We start from the raw sequence: 16,775 nt of genomic DNA on the forward strand, positions 1-16,775 counted from the left end.
ATGGGCCGCTCAGCTTGCTACCAGCCACCACTAGTTGCTGGAGGGAGACACAATACATAAATAAAATACAACTTTATGAATGAAAGGGCATGAAGTGAGATAGTATTTTGAAGCAACATAATTTCAAGAAAGTAATTTTTGCTTTAAACGCATCCTATCGCACGCAACAAGGCTCAGTCAGCCTCTCCGCCACTCATGAATGAATGTCTCCCCACTCCGTTGGCGAATGCCAGGTCAGTATGGACCAGCAACACGCGCCCTACGCCCGCTGAAATGCGTGAGCTCGCCTACGATACAACGTCATCGTCGCTGCCCGATAAAAAACTGCTGGTCTGCGCTGCGCCTCGCGCATCGAGCAAGCGACTGGCCCGCCTGTTGCTCGGCGCGGGCATGGGCGTGCCGCTGGAATATTTCAATGACAACAGCATACAGGCGCTGACGGAGCGTTGGCAGATCAAGAAACAGGATTACCTGGCGCATATGTATGCCAGGCGTTCCGCGAATGGCGTGTTCGCGTCGAATATCCAGTTTCCCCAGATTCAAAAGTGGCCCCATGCTCACGATTTTGCTGCCCTGTTCGAAGGCGCAACGGTCATTCATTTGATCCGCGACAACAAACTCGCCCAGGCAGCGTCCCTGGCGACCTGCATGATCACGGGGCGCTGGGGTTTCGAAGCCGCCACGGTGACAAAAAATTACTCGACCTGGCGCCTGAAACTGGCGGCGCGCAAGGCCATGCAGCTCATTGCCGAGGATGAACAACTTTGGCAGAGCTGGTTCAGGCAACGGGGTATCGAACCGCTCGTCATCAGCACCGAACGTGTCAACCGGCACGATCTGACGCTGATCAATGAGATTGCCGGTTTGCTCGGCGTCAGCGCCGATGCGGCAAGCGCCCAGCGCATGCTGGACGTGGATCAGGGCGCCTACCCGGGCGATCCGGAACTGAAATCGCGCTTTCGCGCACTCATCGAAGAACTCGCGGCACGCGGCTAGTCTGCGTCCCCGGCCTCGCCACCTCGTTAAACACATAGAACAAGAAGGACGAACATTGAATATCTTTATGGTGCGGCCCACCACGCGCAACATCGGCAACGATCTCATCGGCTACGCTACCGCCGAGCTCCTCTACGAAGTGTTCGGAGCAGCCACCAATGTCGTCAGCATTCCCGCCTTGAAGGGACCGCAGTTTGGCGGCCTGGTAGCGCGCCAGATCTATGACATGAACCGTCTCGCCGACGCCGTCATCGTGGGCGGCGGGAATCTGTTTGAAAACGGCCAGCTGTCCTATGATGTCCAGGCCGTCAATGCCTTGCGCCGGCCGATGATGCTGATGGGCCTGTCCCACGGCCGCATCACGGGGCGCGACGGGCAAATGGAAGACCGCACCGATGCGCTCAGCCCGACTGCGATACGGCACTTGGTCGAGCACGCCAAGGTGGCCATGGTGCGCGACACGGGTTCGCAAGAAATCCTCGCCGACCTTGGCGCCAAGGTGACGGTCGGAGGCTGCCCCACGCTGTACTTGCCGCCGAATGCCGAAGGCGAAGCGGCCACGGGCGGCGTGATCATTTCAGTCCGTCACCCCATGCGCATGAGCGTTCCTGCCACCTTGCAGTGGCGCATCGCAGAAGACCTGCGCCGCCTGATTGCCGCCCTGCGTGCCGAATATGCGCAACCGGTTTATCTGGCCTGCCACGATTACATCGATCTCGAATTCGCGGCCGGTTTCCCGGAAGCATCGCCCATGTACTTTGACGAGGTCGGCCGGTACATCGAGGCGCTGCGCACCTGCAAGCTGCACGTCAGCTACCGCCTGCATGGCTTCCTGCCGTGCCTGGCCATGGGTTCGCACAGCATCAATCTGTCGTATGACGAACGGGGCCGCTCGATGCTGTCGACCATCGGCATGGCGTCGTGGGATGTCGATCTGATGCAAGGTGGCGACTGCGTGAGCGCCATCATGGACCGCGCACGCTCGGCCGCGCAATATCACCGCGCCCGCCAGGATGCCCTGCCGCTGATACAAGAGTTGCGTCAGATCACGCTGCGCGGCTTGCAGACCTTGCGCACCCTGGCAATGGAGCAATAATATGAGCTTGCCATCTTCGTCTCAGGGGGTGTGGCTCAAATGCCACGTCCGTGAACTGGCATCTTGGGAATCGATGACCGAACGCGTGCTCACCGAGCTCATTTCCACGGTCGGACAAATGAAGGGCGCCGCTGCGGCCCAGTTGCTGCGCCAGCATGGCATCGAGCGGCTGCACGAAGTTATCGACACCGACGATGTGGCGTCCTTGCGCAACCAGGTACTGGAGCGCCTGCGCCAGCCCTTGCTGGCCATGGCAACGGCCATCGGACGCCAGGTCCTGGGCTGGGATGGCGATTTCTATGTGGACGACTATTTGATCCTGCGCATCAACTTCCCTTATGAAGTGGCCCGCAAAACCAATCCATCGAGCGAAAATCCCGGCATTGGCAGGCTCAGCGCTAGCGTGCGCGACAAATTCCAGACGCGCAAGGTCATCGACCCCGTGTATGCGCCGAAAGCGTATCACCGCGGCCACCCGCCCGCCGCCTGGGCGCATGGTCCGCACATCGATAGCTGGGCCGGCCATTCGCGCGACGGGCGCAATATCTGGTGGGCCATCGGTGAAGTGCCGGCGCAAGCGGGCATGGTGCTGTATCCGGAATTGGCCAACGTCCCGCTGCCCTGCGAGCGGCGCACGCTCTACCTGCAAGCGGGCTACCGCCTGCCCGTGCCCACCTACCTGCCCCTGGCAGCAGGCGAGATGCTGGTCTTCGATCCTGAAGTGCTGCACGGCACGCATCTGAACACGACCGACGCCACGCGCGTGGCCATTTCCATGCGCCTGAACGCTTCCAGGCCAACGTTCGATCCCGCCTGCTTTTATTCGCGCGAATTCTGGCGCCGGGCCGCCGATATCGAGCAGGGCCATGATGAAGTCCTGCATCTGCAACGCGAAGACAACTTCGGCGCGCCCGTTGCCAGCATCCCCGTACAGACGCCGCCTGCCATTCCCGTCATCGCTGGCCAGCTCGACCAGACAAGCGGCCTCATACATGGCCAACTGCCTGCCGCCGGGACGGACACGCAGCGCGTCATCGTCGATGCTGCGCCGTATCGCATCATGCTGGTACACACGAGCACCGGTACCCGCGCCTACGATGCGGCCTGCCCGCATTACGGCGTGGATCTGGCCGATGGCGGATGTGACAGCGACAAGGTGTATTGCCCGGCGTGCGCGATCTCGTTCGACTTGCAAACAGGAAAATCATCGTGCCCGTCATTGACACTGCAACCGTATGAAGTCCGGCAAGACGGCGCAGCCGTACGCATCCGCGTTGCGTCGCCTGAGGCCGTGGCGACATGAGCGCAGCGGCAGTCAGTGTCATCATTTGCACCAGGAACGGCTGGTCGCGGGGTTTTCTCGACGACACCTTGCAGTCCTTGCTGGCCCAGTCCTGGCCAGCGCAAGAAATCTTGCTGATCGACGATGCCAGCAGCGATGGCACGGCCGCCTACGTCCGGCAAGCCTACCCGCAAGTGACCGTCCTGCCGAATGCCGGCAAGGGACTGGCGGCGGCACGGAATACGGGCGTGGCCGCGGTGCGCTCTGCATGGGTGGCATTCATTGACGATGACGACATCTGGCGCCCTGAAAAACTGGCCGAACAACTTAGCCAGGCGCAAGCATCCGAAACACCGGACGCGGTGGTGTGGGCATCGCAGATCGCCACTCTGCGCAGCGACGCCGGCGCGCCTGCGCCCTGGGCGACGCCACGCCAGTTTGCCTCCTGGCCGGCCTGTCTGCTGGGCTCGCCTATTCAGCCATCCGGCGTGCTGCTCAGCAAAAAATTACTTTCCCGCATGGGGCCCTTCAACGAACAGATACGGGAAGGTGCCGCTTACGATTACTGGATACGCTGCCTGAGCGCCGGCATGTCCATCCGCTACAGCACCAATATCCTGCTGCATTATCGGCAGCATCATCCGCAGATGACGGCGCCGGCGCGCAAGCTCGAGCATTTCCTGAACATCGACGCCATTGTCGCGCCCTATCTCGAGCGGCTGGCGCCGGCGCTGGCGAAGCGGGTCCGCTGCGCGCGCCTGCTGAACAATCTGCGTTCCCTGCTGGGCCATACCGGCATCTCGGCGGCCGTACGCTACTGGCGCGCCAGCATGCCGCGCCCGGCACCCGGCCTGCGTTCCGTTTGCTATTTCCTGCTCGATACCATTGCATGCCGGGCTCCGCACAGTCGGCGCTACGCACTGCGTCAGCGCGCCATGCAGGTCCTTATCGGCAAAGAAACACCCGTGCCGGAACCGCGCACGGAACGCTCCGGACATCCGATGTAAAGAACCGCAACGCCAGCGCTTCCGCTGGCGTTTTTGTTTTTTCGGTCAACTTCCCCACCAGACCACTGCCTGTTTTGACGGACCGGCCAGCTGGAAAATGCGCCCCCCAATGTAGCAGAAACCCCTCAAAACCAAATTTCCGCACCATTTTCGTGCAAAATCTGCGATGATAGTTGCCCAAATAACCGATTACCTCCATGGAATTCTGATGAAATACGCATCTGCTCACGAGTATGTCCAGCATGTCGCCGCACGCAATCCAGGTCAACCCGAGTTTCTGCAAGCCGTCACCGAAGTCATGGAGAGCTTGTGGCCGTTCCTGGAACAGCACCCGAAATACGCGGAACAAGGCTTGCTGGAACGCTTGATCGAGCCGGAGCGCGTGGTGATGTTCCGCGTGTCGTGGGTCGATGACCATGGGCAAGTGCAAGTCAATCGCGGCTACCGCATCCAGCACAGCATGGCGATCGGGCCGTACAAGGGCGGCATCCGCTTCCACCCTTCCGTCACCTTATCCGTGCTGAAATTCCTCGCCTTCGAACAGACGTTCAAGAATGCGCTGACCACGTTACCGATGGGCGGCGGCAAGGGCGGCTCCGATTTCGATCCGAAGGGCAAGAGCCCGGGCGAAGTGATGCGCTTCTGCCAGGCCTTCGTCAGTGAACTGTTCCGCCATGTAGGTTCGGACACGGACGTGCCGGCCGGCGACATCGGCGTGGGCGGGCGCGAAGTGGGCTATATGGCCGGCATGATGAAAAAGCTCAGCAACCGCGCCGACTGCGTGTTCACGGGCAAGGGCGCCAGCTTCGGCGGCTCGCTGATGCGCCCGGAAGCGACGGGCTACGGCACCGTGTATTTCGCCGAAGAAATGCTGAAAACGCGGGGCCGCTCGTTCGAAGGCATGCGCGTGTCCGTGTCCGGCTCGGGCAACGTGGCGCAATACGCGGTGGAAAAGGCCATGGCGATGGGGGCGAAAGTCATCACCGTCTCCGATTCCAGCGGCACCGTCATCGATGAAGACGGCTTTACGCCGGAAAAGCTGGCCATCCTGATGGAGGTCAAGAATCATCTGTATGGCAGGGTCAGCGACTACGCCGCGCGCACGGGCGTGCGCTTCGAAGCGGGCGTGTCGCCATGGCATGTGCCGGTCGACATCGCCCTGCCCTGCGCCACGCAAAATGAACTGAACATCGACGATGCGCGCACCTTGATCGCCAATGGCGTGCAATGCGTGGCCGAAGGCGCCAACATGCCCACCACCATCGAGGCCGCCAAGGCCTTCGAAGCGGCTGGCGTGCTGTATGCGCCGGGCAAGGCCAGCAACGCGGGCGGCGTGGCCACGTCCGGCCTGGAAATGAGCCAGAACGCGGCCCGCATTTCCTGGCCGCGCGAAGAAGTCGACGCGCGTTTGCTGCAGATCATGCAAGGCATCCACGCCGCGTGCAAGCAATACGGCACGCGCGCCGATGGCACGGTCAGCTATGTGGATGGCGCCAATATCGCCGGCTTCGTCAAAGTAGCCGATGCGATGCTGGCGCAGGGCGTGATTTAATCATCGGCCAACGGTGGTGTCGGATTACGGCGCCTTGCGCCTAATCCGACCTACGCCGACCTACGACATTTCCGGTTTCATCAAGCTCTTGCGGCTGATCGTGCGGCCCGACACCATGAACTCGCCGTTGCCGCGGTAATGCAGGGTTTCCGGCAGCTTGGGCGACGTAGCCACGTGGGCTTTCACGCACTCGAAGATGAAGAAGCCGCCTTTCGGATTGCCCGACACCTGCGCCAGCTTGCATTCGAAGTTGGCGTAGCACTCGGCGATCAGGGGCGCGCCCACCAGCTCGGCCGGCTGGGCCGTCAGGCCGAAGGCCGTGAACTTGTCCGTGTCTTCGCCGCTGCAGTTGCCGATGGCGACGACTTGGTCGACCATGTCGGCCGTGGGCAGGTTGATCACGCACTCCATGCTGCGCTTGATCATTTCATAGCTGTGGTTCGCGTCGGAAATGAAACAGCCCAGCAACGATGGCGTGAATTCCATCAGCATGTGCCAGGCCATGGTCATGACGTCGCTTTCGCCCTGCCACGTTGAACTGACCAGCACCACGGGCCCCGGTTCGAGGAAGCGCCGGATATCGGCGACGGGATAATCTTCTTTGTGGTAATTTTTCATGCAGTCTCCAGGACGCGGTACGCCACAGCATAGCCCAACGGCGCCTTGCCGGGCGCGCGGCTGGCCGGCGGCGCCGTGTCATCCGCGCCGCGATTTGTGCAGTTCATCGCAAATTTCTCCCCAATGGAGATGTTGCACAATAGAATACACTGATCAACTACTCAAGGAAACCGCCATGCGCCCTCTGTTCCTGTTGTCAGTCCTGTCCCTCGCCTGCCTCTCCACCCTCGCGCATGCCGACGAGCAAACCCGCACAGTAGCCGCCTTCAACGCCATCGACATCCGCGGCCCCATCAGCATCGAAGTCGAATCGGGCAAGGAGCAAAGCTTGCTGCTGCGCGGCGACCAGAAATTCCTCAGCGGCGTGATCACGGAAGTGGTCGATGGCGAGCTGAAAATTTCCATGAAAGACAAGGACATCAAGAAAACGGATGGCGACCCGCGCATCATCATCACCATGCCCACCTTGCGCAAGCTGATCGCGGAAGGCGCGGGCGAAAAGATATTGACCAAGCTCAATGGCCCAAGAGTCGACATCAGCTACAAGGGCGCGGGCCGCCTGGCCGCCGATGGCCAGGTCGACTGGCTGCGCCTGAAGGCGCAAGGCGTGGGCGAAGTCGATACGAAAGCCTTGCTGGCGAAAAACGTCGACGTCAATTTCGAAGGCATCGGCTCCGTCAAGGTGTATTCCTCGGGCGAACTGAACGCCGTGGTGCGCGGCATGGGTGAACTGACCTATTACGGCAAGCCGAAGATCGTGCACAAATCGATCGCCGGCATCGGCAGCGTGAATGCCGCCAAATAAGATTTTTCCATAAAAAAAGGCCATCAGGCCACTGGAGACCGCATGACCGCAACACATGACACGCAAGCACCGCTGGTGCTGCGCGAGGATGAGGGTGGCCTCGTCACCCTGCGCCTGAACCGTCCGCTGCAATTCAATGCCCTGTCGGAAGCCATGCTGACCGCGCTGCAAGAGGCCTTCGATGCCATCGCGCAGCAGCCGCACGTGCGCTGCGTGGTGCTGGCCGCCGAAGGCAAGGCCTTTTGCGCGGGCCACGATTTGCGCCAGATGCAGACCACGCGCCAGCTTGCGTATTATCAAACCCTGTTCGCGCAATGCTCGCGCGTGATGCAAGCCATTCAAACCTTGCCCGTGCCCGTGATTGCCCGCGTGCATGGCATCGCCACGGCGGCCGGCTGCCAGCTGGTCGCCAGCTGCGACCTGGCCGTGGCGGGCGCGTCCGCGCGCTTTGCCGTCTCCGGCATCAACGTGGGCCTGTTTTGCGCCACGCCATCCGTGGCCCTGTCGCGCAATGTGTCGCCCAAGCGGGCCTTCGACATGCTGGTGACGGGCCGCTTCATCGACGCCGACACGGCCGCCGACTGGGGCCTGATCAACGAAACGGTGGCCGACGCGGCGCTCGACGACGCCGTGGCGCGCCTGGCGCAGCAGATCATGGCGAAAAGTCCGACGGCCATCCGCTACGGCAAGCAGATGTTCTACCGGCAGCGCCAGCTGCCGCTGGACGACGCGTATGCGTATGCGGGCGACGTGATGGCGCGCAATATGATGGAAGAGGATGCGGAGGAAGGCGTCAGCGCCTTCCTGGAAAAGCGGCCGCCCGGCTGGGCGACCGTCAAATAGCTTAACGTTCCTGCTTCATCTGCTGCTGGACAGAAAGACTCAAGGTCCCCAGGTCTTCCTTGCCCAGCATCGGCAATTGCGCCAGCAGCTGCATCAGGGCGGAACTGCCCGTCACGTCCAGCTCGGACGACTGCACCAGCACCGTGCCGGCGCCCGTGAAGTCGATCTGCTTTTCCTCGCCCGACAGGGTAAAACCCGTGAGCGCGCCGGCGGCCGAGGCCCAGCCCTGCACGTGGGCGTAATCGTAGTGGTACGAGGGGCTGGGGCAATCGGCCCAGCCCAGCACGGCCTGCTCGTCCACGCGGCACGGCAACTCGAGGAAATGCACGGGGCCGTTCGACGAGGCGATCACTTTACCCGTGCCGATCATGGTCAGATAACCGGGCAAGGTCGATTCCTGGCAAATCACATCCTTGGTAAAACCCAGCAGGTTTTTCGCGCGGATGGTCATGTTGGCGTTGTCCAGGTCGTAGCACGCCAGGTCGTTGCCGTTGTCGCCCAAAATCAATTGCCCCTGGCCTTGCGCGACGACAAAGTGGTGGATGTATTTCGGCGCGTTGAAGGCGTTGCGCACGATCAGGTCGAGCACGCTGCTGCCCATGGCTTCGAAGCGCAGCTCGCCATAGAAGGCGATCATCTTGCCCTTGCGAATGAAGATCTGTTCCTTGACGTCGATGACATACGAAAAACGGTTCAGGTTATCGTTCTTCGGCAAGGTATCGGGGTTGTAAATCGTCATGGCTTACCTTTCGCTCGCTTGGATGTAGACCGTGCCCTGGCCCGTAAACTTCACCTGGTACGATTCGCCGGACGCTTGGCCGACGAAGGTTTTCCAGTTCAAGTCTGTGACGATGGTCGAGCTCAGCTGCCCCGTGTGGCCGATATACGCTTGCGGGTCGACAAACACGGGTACGTCCGGCGTGACGGGCAAGCCGATGGCGTTACCGTCGGACAAAATCGCCACGTCGCCCGTGCCTTGCAAGGTGGTGGTAAACAGACCCTGGCCGGAAGCCATGCCGCGCACCACGCCCTGCACACCGCCCTGGTTGCCGAGGAACATGGTGCCGGCCGTCAGGCGCGCATCGAAGGCCAGCAGGGAATCGCTTTCCACATAGAAAGTTTCGCCGCGCACGGGGACGATGGTGACGAACAGGCCGCCTTGCGCGTAAAACACGCTGCCCGTGCCACGCGCCGACATCATGGCGTAGCCTTCGTTCGTGACGGCGCGCATGGCCAGGCTTTGCACGCCCTGGCCGGCCAGGAAGGAGCGGCTGAACGCCACGTCGCCCTGGTAGGACACCATGGCGCCCTTGCGCGCGAACACTTCTTCATTGCCGAGTTTGACCTCAAGCATCTTTTCATTGATCTGCTGATAGACAGGCATCGCGGGTCCTCGCTGACTTAACGTTCGGCGGGCTGGATGAACACCACGCCCTGACCTGTGAATTTGTGCTGGTACGATTCGCCCGAGCTCTGGCCGATCATCGTGCGCCAGTTGACATCAAAAACGAATTCCTGGCGGATATCGCCCTTGAAGCCGACAAAGGCGTCCGGGTCCACGCGCAGCGGGTGCGCCGGCGTCACTTCCAGCATGATCAGGTTGCCGCGCGAAATGACGGCCAGGTTGCCGTGGCCTTCGACGGTGGTGGAAAACAGGCCCTGGCCCGAGCTGGCGCCGCGCAAGCCCGCAAAGCTGGTGCCCGTCTTCAGGCTCGTGTCATAGGCCAGCAGGCTGCTGCTTTCGATGGTCAGCTTTTCGCCGGCCAGTGCCATGACGGTGATCTCGGCCGCATTCTGCGCGAAAAACACGGTGCCCGTGCCGGCGGCCTGCATCACCTGCATGCCTTCGTTCGTCACCTTGCGCTTGAGCGCGCCGAAGAGGCCCTCGCCGCCAAGCAGGGACTTTTCAAATTTGATGGCGCCCGTGTAGGCGACCATCGCGCCGGCAATCGCCAGCACTTTTTCATCCTGCAGGCGCACTTCCAGCAGGCGATCGGTATTGGTGCGGAAACTGGTCACGCGCGACTCCCCAAGAATGCCAGGCCACAAAGCCATGGCTATCCGACAAGATACCGTTGGCTTTACCGCCATGCAAGTGCTATTCCTCCCGAACGGGGGGCGTGCATAAAAAAAAGGCTATGTCACCGTCAGATGTGGGAATGCGCCCAGCGTTGCTTTCAATAACGTTTCCGGTGAGCGGATACGCCTGGCGTCGAGGATCCAGCGCCATCCCAAGTAGTTCGGCAAGTAGCGCGTCGCCACGCCGTGAAAGGGCTGCAGCCACTCGCGCAATCGGCTGTGATACGCGTTGACGTTCTGCACGTGGGCGGCGCCCTGCACGCGGATACCGGCGCGCAAGTTGACGGCCTGGTGGCTGATGCCCGCTTCCCTCGCAAAGGCCCGGTAGGCGGCGTGGCCATCGGTCACCAGCAGCACGTCCTTGTCGATAACGGGTAACAAGCAATGATGCAGCTGCGCTTTCGTCAATGCCCCTTTTCCCGTGACAAAATCGAGGGTCTGCCCCGTGCGGTCGCGCGCCACCAGGATGCAGACCTGTTCATTGGAAATGCCGCGCTTGTGGGCATGGCCGCCCCGGCAGCGGGCTGGGCGCGTCATGTTTCTGGATCCCTTTTCCGATTCCAGCAGATATAGCTCGTCTGCCTCGGCGATACCATGCAGACCATGCGGCCGGTCCGTTTTTGCCAACGACAAAAACCGGTGGCGCCAGCGGAACGTGGTGTTGCGGTGCACGCCTAACTGTAACGCCGCCTTGCGCACGGAATCCGATGCCAGCAGGCAATCGGTGTAGTCGAGCCACAAGGTTTTATGGCGCAAGCGGGCCAACGGCGTGCCGGTGAGTGCATTGAAGGTGCGACCGCAGGGCACGCAGCGGTAGCGCTGCAGGCCGTGCGCATGGCCGTGCCGGTGCAAGTGCACCGAGTGGCAGGCGGGACAGGCCAATCGCAACTGCGCCACACTTTCCAGCAGCGCGACGGTCGCGTCGTGTGGAGAGTTACCTCGCAGCAGGGCAATGCCCGCCTGACGCTGGCGCTGGCTCAAATGAGCAAACTGCGCGATAAAACTGATCCATTCGGCTGGCCGCATAATCTTCTGCTCCCTGTGAGGTGAGTATGCAGAGTCAGACAGCACGGCCACAGGAAGATTCCGACATTTCCCTACTTGCCGATGACAGAGCCTAAAAAAAAGCGTGCCCGGAGGCACGCCTTGCGTTCACACAATGAACGGTTTATTCCGCCAGCACCGGCCTGGCGCCGCGCGCGTTCTGGAACAGCGGCACGGGATCATTGGTATTGACCTCGACCACCGTCACGCCCTGCACCACGCCAGCCACCTGGTAGCCAACGGCGCCCAGGTGGCGCGTGCCTTCGGCCAGGTTGGACCAGCTCAGCGAAACGGTCGCGGTGCCGCCCGTGTAGGCCGTGCCCGGCATCAGCGCCTTGAAGCCGCCATTCGACAAGCCCGGCGCCAGCACCCACGACGACAAGGTGTAGTCGGCCTGGCCGTTTTGCGGCGCAAAACCGATCACGCACACCTTGTAGGTGCCGGCGGCCGGCAGACGCAGTTCCACCTGCTCATTGGAACTTTCGTTACCGCTGCTGCCGACCAGCACATTGGCGGCGTTATAGACCTCCATGTCCATGTCGGTATTCGCGCCGCCCGTCGTTTCCGCATCGTAGGTGGCAAAGCGCGCCGCCAGGGTGCCGGCCGGGATCACCACGTTGTGCACGTTCACACCCGTGGCGCCGCCCGCCTTGCAGGCAGCCGAGGCTGCAGCGCCCGTCGCCGCCTGGCCGATCGTGCGCGCCTGGCGCACGGCTTCGACCATTCCCGACTTGACGCCGACCAGCGGGCCCGAGAAGCCCGTACCCAGGGTCAGCACCTTGCTGCCCGTGGCCGCTTCGCTGCTGACCAGTGGAATGGCGGCCAGCGCGGTGCCGCGCGCCGTCAGCGGGCTGCGCACCGTGTGCGTGCCATCCGTCCAGCTCAGGGCGCCGTAGGTCCAGGTATTGGCCGGCGCCGTGGTGCGCGTCAGCTTGACCTGGTACTGGCCCTTGGCGCCCGGCGCCAGGCTCAGGCTCGTTGGCGTCACCGCCACCGTATAGCCGGGCAGGCTGGCCGAGACGTTGTAGACGGCGCTGCCGGCGCCCACGTTGGTCACCGTGCGCGTCAGGGTTTGCGTACCCAGCACGTTGGCCGCCGTCAGCGATGCCAGGTTGAGGTTGTAGGCAGCGATGCCGCCGATGGCCTGGCACGTGGCGGCGCTGTAGACCTTCAGGTTCAGGCCGCACAGGAAGCGCGCATAGTCGATTTCCGACATGTCGTACACGAGGCCCGGATCGGCCGCGCTGTTCGGCGCGATGTGGCCGGCGCCCTGGCCCCACGGCAGCTGGCCCGAATTCTTCGCCGTGGCATCCCACGACACGGAACCGTTCAAGCCATCCGAATAGGTGCTGAAGGCCGTCGTCATCAGCGCCGACTTGATGGCCGCGGGCGACCAGTCAGGATGCTGCTGCTTGAGCAATGCCGCCACGCCGGCCACGTGCGGGCTGGCCATCGAGGTGCCGGAATAGAAATCCCACTCGGCCGCCGGCGCCACGCCGCCTGCCGCCACGGCATCGCGCTGCGCCTGCGACAGGTCGGCCGTCACGCCGGCCAGCACGTTGGTGCCGGGCGCCGACAGGTCGGGTTTGAGGATGTTCGCGTTGGCCACGTTCGGCCCGCGCGAGGAACGGTCGCTGACGATCGGCGCCTGCACCGTCGTGTCGGGGATCGTATGGATTTCCCCCAGCGCCGCCGTGCCATCGGGCGTCGCGGCCATGAAAGCCTTCAGCGCGTCGCCCTGCGCCTGCGCCAGGTGCACGGTCGACAGCGCGTGCGCCTGGTTGATGATGGTGTTGGCGCCGCCGGCCACGTTGGCGATGATCACGCCCGCCGCGCCTGCCGTCCTGGCGTTCGCGCTCTTGTTGACCAGCACGTTGCCGCCACGGTCGCACACGAGTATCTTGCCCGCCACTTTCGCCGGATCCAGATACGCCGAGGTGGCATCGGCCACGCCAAAGCAGCGCAGCAGATTGAGGTCCGTCGGCAGCACGCCGGCCAGGCCCGCGTCGCGCGACTGGATCAGCGGCAGCGCCGGCGTATTCGCATTGTTCGATGCGCCTTCCAGTTTCGTGCCATTGCTGAGGATGGCGTTGGCAGCGTACAGGCGGTTGTGGGTGGAATTGGCGACCGTTGCCAGCCACGGGCTGATGTGCGACACGGGCGCCGGCACGTCGGGTGCCGGCGTGGCCGGGCCGGAATTGCCGCCCGACGTGGCGACAAACACGCCAGCTGCCGCCGCGCCGAGGAAGGCGACTTCCGTCGGTTCGTCGAAGGCGCCGCCGCCCGCGTTCGGGCCGATGGAGAAGTTGATGACGTTGACGCCATCCTTGACCGCCTGGTCGATGGCGGCCACGCTGTCGGCCGTGGCGCAACCGTTGCGGCCCGTCGAGGCTGCCGTCCAGCACACTTTATAGGCGGCGATGCGGGCGCGCGGCGCCATGCCGGACGCCTTGCCCAGCGAGACGCCGTTCGAGGTGGCCAGGGCGCCGTTGTTGCCGCCGGCCGTGGACGCCGTATGCGTGCCATGGCCGCCATGCCCCGTCAGGCCGGCGACGGAATCGCGCGGCGACAGAAATTCCGTCCAGTGCAGCGCCGAGGTGGCGGCGCGGTAGTAGCGCGCGCCGATCAGCTTGTTGTTGCAATTCTCGGCGCTAAAACCTTCACCCGTCTGGCAAGTGCCCTGCCAGCTGGCCGGCGGTGCGCCGTACACGACATTGCCGCCGCTGTGGCTGGGCACGCCATTCTCGTCGAGACGGTCGGCAAAGGCCGTGTTCTCGGGCCAGATGCCGCTGTCGACGATGCCGATGATGATGTCTTCACCGGCGTGCGCCTTGCCGCCCAGTTGCTCCCAGATGCCACCCGGCTTGTCCAGGCCCAGGAAGCTGGGCGTGTAGCTGGTGTCGAGCTGCAGGATGGAATCGGCGCTGATGCTGGCCACGCCGCTGTTTTTCTTCAGGGCCCGCACTTCATCGTCCGTCAGCAAGGCGGAAAAGCCGTTGAAGACGACGCTGTACTGGTGCGTGATTTGCGCCGCGCTGACGGTGCCGGCCACGGCGGCCTGTTTGGTGTCGAGGTAGTTCAAATAGGCCTGCACATCGGCGGCGCCCACGTTGATGCGCGCGCCCGGCGCCGGTCTGGTGGCGGCCAGGCCGTCGACCTGGCCCGTGTAGGTGGCGGCCGGCTTGTCGACCAGTTGCACGATGTAGGAGCGGCGTTCCTGCGCCTGCGCCGCTTGCGCCAGGCTGGCGGCCAGCAGAAGGATGCCGAGTGAAACGGGACGTAATCTCATCTCACGCTCCTTGCACGTTGGCAGCGGCGAACTTGCCGCTGCGGCGGCGCGACAGCATGCCGATGGCGCCCAGGCCGGCCAGCATCAGCATGTAGGTCGACGGTTCCGGCACGGCGCTGACATTGATATTGTCGAGCGCAAACTGGCCCTGGTTAAAGGCGGGAAAATCGATGGAATTGCTGCATGCGCCCGTGTCATTGAAAATGCAGGCATTGAAGGTCAGGCCCGTAAACGCGTAGTTGCTGAAACCGCCCAGCAGGGAAGCGCTCTGGAAAAAGTAATTGCCATCGCTGCCCTGGCCGGGAAACGCCAGCGAGGTGCTGATCACCTGGCCGTCGCTGAGGGTGCCGCTCAGCTGCAGCTGGCCCCAATTCTGGTTCGGCAAGCCGGAGACAGGCGCGATGAAGGAATAATCGAAACCGGCCAGGGTGAATGCCTGGTGGTCGGCACGCGCGAAGTTCACGCCGCCATCGTTGAGGATAGCCAGGTAGTTGCCGGTGGCGCCCTGCGGGCAGGCGGCGATATCGCATGACGAACCCGCGCGGCCATCGAGGATGGCGCCCACGCCGCTGACGCCGCCGCCGGCCGCCGTGGTCGGATCGGCCAGGAACAGCAGGTTGTAGCTCGACGTATTGAGCGTCTGGCCGCTTTCATACACGTCGGGGCGCAAGTTGTCGAAGGTCAGGACACCGGCCATGGCCGGCGCCGAGGCCAGCACGGACAAGGTGGCCAGCGCGGCAAGGATGGTGGCGCGACCGCGGGTAGCGGATGTATTGGCGGTGGCGGGCGATACCCGCGCATGTGATGAACGATGCATTCTATTCCCTTGATTGTTGTGGATAGATAGGTCGGCAGGTCTGGCGCCCGCTTTCAGCTTTTTCACAAAAGTGTCAACAAATATAGCAAATCGCATAAAACAAATAGCATATTTTTAATATCATTTATTTATTTTTTATCTAACTCCGCGAAACTTTGTTTTGTTTTATCTATGAAAGTTTGAGGAATCTCAACGTTACATTTGAACAACAATGCTTCGCACTGCAGGCGCATGCGCCAGCGCGCCGGCGCGACTTCGGATAAGCTCGAAAACCGCGCCTGCCGCGTCGTCCCCTGCGTTACATCGCGGTACACCTGTTCCATCCTGGAACACTTGCCTGTCCCCGCCGCCCCGCCTGATCCACCGCTGCCGCCCTTGCGCCGATGGCATGAAGCTTGCACAACAAGGACATCTACCGTGCTCAGGGAGCAGCATCATGGAACACTACCAACTTGGCGCCCAGGCAAGCGCGCGCTCCCGGCCGCGCCGGACTGTTCTGCTGTGCTGCGCGCTGGCGCTGGCTTTTTTCCTGCTGGCCACCAGGCTGGACCTGGCCGAACGGCTGACGCAGTCACTCTGGCGCCAGGAGCACTGGCAACTCGATGAACTGGCTCTGAGCCTGCTGGTGCTGGCGTTGGCGCTGGCCGGCTTCGCCGTGCGGCGCGGACGCCAGGTGGCGCTGCTGCTGGCGCAGAACCGCGCCCTCACGCAGCGTCTGCTACGCGCGCAGGAAGAGGAGCGCTGCGCGCTGGCGCGCGAGCTGCACGATGAAGTGGGACAAGACTGCACGGCCATCCGCGCCGCCGCCAGCTACATCCTGCGCGCGCGCGACGGCGACCAGGCGAACGTGCAGGCGTGCGCCGCCAGCATCGCGCGCTCGTCGGAAGCGCTGCATGCGATGGTGCGCACGATGCTGCGTCGGCTGCGTCCGCCCGTGCTCGATAGCCTGGGCCTGGCGCCGGCCCTGCAGGCGCTGTGCGACAGCTGGGCCCAGCAGCACGGCATCGCCTGCCATTTCGCGCCGCAGGCCATCCCCGACAGCCTCGACGACAGCACCGCCACCGCCATTTACCGCCTGGTGCAGGAAGGCTTGACGAACGTGGCGCGCCACGCGGGTGCCGACCGGGCCACGGTGGAACTGCGCGCCGATGCGCACGGCGTGCTGCACCTGGCCATCGAAGACAATGGCCGGGGTTTATGCCCGGACAAGACGCCAGCAGATGGCTTCGGCATGCTGGGCATGCGCGAAAGAGTCGCCGGCCTGCGCGGCCATATCCGCTGGATCAGCGCGCTGGGCAACGGCTTGCGCATCGAAGTGGCCCTGGCGGCACGGTGCGCGGCATGAAC

Annotated in this window: 15 protein-coding genes; 8 read left to right on the forward strand and 7 right to left on the reverse strand. The window is 63.1% G+C overall.

Features of this window, described 5'->3' with window-relative positions:
* Nucleotides 1-273 precede the first annotated feature (273 nt).
* From ACPJXG_RS25300 to gdhA, 5 genes are all read left to right on the forward strand, one after another.
* On the forward strand, nucleotides 274-996 hold the full coding sequence (locus ACPJXG_RS25300) for a Stf0 family sulfotransferase (RefSeq protein ID WP_425252662.1): 723 nt from the start codon (nucleotides 274-276) through the stop codon (nucleotides 994-996).
* Nucleotides 997-1,051: 55 nt separating this feature from the next.
* Nucleotides 1,052-2,092, forward strand: coding sequence for a polysaccharide pyruvyl transferase family protein (locus ACPJXG_RS25305; protein ID WP_425252663.1), 1,041 nt, complete (start codon nucleotides 1,052-1,054; stop codon nucleotides 2,090-2,092).
* A gap of 73 nt (nucleotides 2,093-2,165) precedes the next feature.
* On the forward strand, nucleotides 2,166-3,395 hold the full coding sequence (locus ACPJXG_RS25310; protein ID WP_425252664.1) for a Rieske 2Fe-2S domain-containing protein: 1,230 nt from the start codon (nucleotides 2,166-2,168) through the stop codon (nucleotides 3,393-3,395).
* Nucleotides 3,392-4,381 carry a glycosyltransferase family 2 protein gene (locus ACPJXG_RS25315; RefSeq protein ID WP_425252665.1) on the forward strand — a complete coding sequence of 330 codons (990 nt, stop codon included), beginning with the start codon at nucleotides 3,392-3,394 and terminating at the stop codon, nucleotides 4,379-4,381. Before ACPJXG_RS25310 ends, ACPJXG_RS25315 begins: the two co-directional genes overlap by 4 nt.
* A gap of 208 nt (nucleotides 4,382-4,589) precedes the next feature.
* Complete coding sequence (gdhA, locus tag ACPJXG_RS25320) at nucleotides 4,590-5,933, forward strand: NADP-specific glutamate dehydrogenase (protein ID WP_402720123.1); 1,344 nt, start codon at nucleotides 4,590-4,592, stop codon at nucleotides 5,931-5,933.
* A 60-nt stretch (nucleotides 5,934-5,993) separates the two neighbouring features.
* Here gdhA and ACPJXG_RS25325 read toward each other — a convergent pair whose 3' ends face one another.
* A complete protein-coding gene (locus tag ACPJXG_RS25325) occupies nucleotides 5,994-6,551 on the reverse strand; it encodes a flavin reductase family protein (RefSeq protein ID WP_425252666.1) in 558 nt (185 codons plus the stop codon).
* 175 nt (nucleotides 6,552-6,726) lie between these two features.
* On the opposite strand from ACPJXG_RS25325, the gene ACPJXG_RS25330 reads away from it, so the two are divergent.
* Both ACPJXG_RS25330 and ACPJXG_RS25335 read left to right on the forward strand, forming a co-directional pair.
* Complete coding sequence (locus tag ACPJXG_RS25330) at nucleotides 6,727-7,356, forward strand: head GIN domain-containing protein (RefSeq protein ID WP_035824377.1); 630 nt, start codon at nucleotides 6,727-6,729, stop codon at nucleotides 7,354-7,356.
* A 42-nt stretch (nucleotides 7,357-7,398) separates the two neighbouring features.
* Nucleotides 7,399-8,199 (forward strand): enoyl-CoA hydratase, encoded by an 801-nt coding sequence (locus tag ACPJXG_RS25335; protein ID WP_278317670.1) that lies wholly within the window; start codon nucleotides 7,399-7,401, stop codon nucleotides 8,197-8,199.
* Between the two features lies 1 nt (nucleotide 8,200).
* On the opposite strand, the gene ACPJXG_RS25340 is transcribed toward ACPJXG_RS25335, so the two are convergent.
* The 6 genes from ACPJXG_RS25340 to ACPJXG_RS25365 all read right to left on the reverse strand — a co-directional run bounded on the left by ACPJXG_RS25340 (nucleotide 8,201) and on the right by ACPJXG_RS25365 (nucleotide 15,428).
* The gene (locus tag ACPJXG_RS25340) at nucleotides 8,201-8,938 is read right to left on the reverse strand and encodes an AIM24 family protein (RefSeq protein WP_099401396.1); all 738 of its coding nucleotides are present in this window, start codon (nucleotides 8,936-8,938) and stop codon (nucleotides 8,201-8,203) included.
* A gap of 3 nt (nucleotides 8,939-8,941) precedes the next feature.
* Nucleotides 8,942-9,583: an AIM24 family protein gene (locus ACPJXG_RS25345; protein ID WP_034753503.1), complete on the reverse strand. Its 642-nt coding sequence runs from the start codon at nucleotides 9,581-9,583 to the stop codon at nucleotides 8,942-8,944.
* 17 nt (nucleotides 9,584-9,600) lie between these two features.
* Nucleotides 9,601-10,254, reverse strand: coding sequence for an AIM24 family protein (locus ACPJXG_RS25350; protein WP_081922678.1), 654 nt, complete (start codon nucleotides 10,252-10,254; stop codon nucleotides 9,601-9,603).
* Nucleotides 10,255-10,335: 81 nt separating this feature from the next.
* Nucleotides 10,336-11,304 (reverse strand): IS1595 family transposase, encoded by a 969-nt coding sequence (locus ACPJXG_RS25355; RefSeq protein WP_099401395.1) that lies wholly within the window; start codon nucleotides 11,302-11,304, stop codon nucleotides 10,336-10,338.
* A 142-nt stretch (nucleotides 11,305-11,446) separates the two neighbouring features.
* Nucleotides 11,447-14,611 carry a S8 family serine peptidase gene (locus ACPJXG_RS25360; protein ID WP_425252667.1) on the reverse strand — a complete coding sequence of 1,055 codons (3,165 nt, stop codon included), beginning with the start codon at nucleotides 14,609-14,611 and terminating at the stop codon, nucleotides 11,447-11,449.
* A 1-nt stretch (nucleotide 14,612) separates the two neighbouring features.
* Complete coding sequence (locus ACPJXG_RS25365; RefSeq protein WP_278317667.1) at nucleotides 14,613-15,428, reverse strand: NF038120 family PEP-CTERM protein; 816 nt, start codon at nucleotides 15,426-15,428, stop codon at nucleotides 14,613-14,615.
* A gap of 436 nt (nucleotides 15,429-15,864) precedes the next feature.
* Here ACPJXG_RS25365 and ACPJXG_RS25370 point away from each other — a divergent pair, with 436 nt between their 5' ends.
* Nucleotides 15,865-16,773 carry a histidine kinase gene (locus tag ACPJXG_RS25370; protein WP_425252668.1) on the forward strand — a complete coding sequence of 303 codons (909 nt, stop codon included), beginning with the start codon at nucleotides 15,865-15,867 and terminating at the stop codon, nucleotides 16,771-16,773.
* Nucleotides 16,774-16,775 lie beyond the last annotated feature (2 nt).

This window comes from Janthinobacterium sp. NFX145 (genome assembly GCF_049810325.1).
In the GTDB taxonomy this organism is placed as follows: domain Bacteria; phylum Pseudomonadota; class Gammaproteobacteria; order Burkholderiales; family Burkholderiaceae_D; genus Janthinobacterium; species Janthinobacterium rivuli.

What these genes read in the sequence shown, in the direction of transcription:
- ACPJXG_RS25300 (WP_425252662.1), top strand. Translation starts at nt 274, where the DNA reads ATGCGTGAGCTCGCCTACGATACAACGTCATCGTCGCTGCCCGATAAA.
- ACPJXG_RS25310 (WP_425252664.1), top strand. Translation starts at nt 2,166, where the DNA reads ATGACCGAACGCGTGCTCACCGAGCTCATTTCCACGGTCGGACAAATG.
- ACPJXG_RS25315 (WP_425252665.1), top strand. Translation starts at nt 3,392, where the DNA reads ATGAGCGCAGCGGCAGTCAGTGTCATCATTTGCACCAGGAACGGCTGG.
- gdhA (WP_402720123.1), top strand. Translation starts at nt 4,590, where the DNA reads ATGAAATACGCATCTGCTCACGAGTATGTCCAGCATGTCGCCGCACGC.
- ACPJXG_RS25325 (WP_425252666.1), bottom strand. Translation starts at nt 6,551, where the DNA reads ATGAAAAATTACCACAAAGAAGATTATCCCGTCGCCGATATCCGGCGC.
- ACPJXG_RS25330 (WP_035824377.1), top strand. Translation starts at nt 6,727, where the DNA reads ATGCGCCCTCTGTTCCTGTTGTCAGTCCTGTCCCTCGCCTGCCTCTCC.
- ACPJXG_RS25335 (WP_278317670.1), top strand. Translation starts at nt 7,399, where the DNA reads ATGACCGCAACACATGACACGCAAGCACCGCTGGTGCTGCGCGAGGAT.
- ACPJXG_RS25340 (WP_099401396.1), bottom strand. Translation starts at nt 8,938, where the DNA reads ATGACGATTTACAACCCCGATACCTTGCCGAAGAACGATAACCTGAAC.
- ACPJXG_RS25345 (WP_034753503.1), bottom strand. Translation starts at nt 9,583, where the DNA reads ATGCCTGTCTATCAGCAGATCAATGAAAAGATGCTTGAGGTCAAACTC.
- ACPJXG_RS25350 (WP_081922678.1), bottom strand. Translation starts at nt 10,254, where the DNA reads ATGGCTTTGTGGCCTGGCATTCTTGGGGAGTCGCGCGTGACCAGTTTC.
- ACPJXG_RS25355 (WP_099401395.1), bottom strand. Translation starts at nt 11,304, where the DNA reads ATGCGGCCAGCCGAATGGATCAGTTTTATCGCGCAGTTTGCTCATTTG.
- ACPJXG_RS25360 (WP_425252667.1), bottom strand. Translation starts at nt 14,611, where the DNA reads ATGAGATTACGTCCCGTTTCACTCGGCATCCTTCTGCTGGCCGCCAGC.
- ACPJXG_RS25365 (WP_278317667.1), bottom strand. Translation starts at nt 15,428, where the DNA reads ATGCATCGTTCATCACATGCGCGGGTATCGCCCGCCACCGCCAATACA.
- ACPJXG_RS25370 (WP_425252668.1), top strand. Translation starts at nt 15,865, where the DNA reads ATGGAACACTACCAACTTGGCGCCCAGGCAAGCGCGCGCTCCCGGCCG.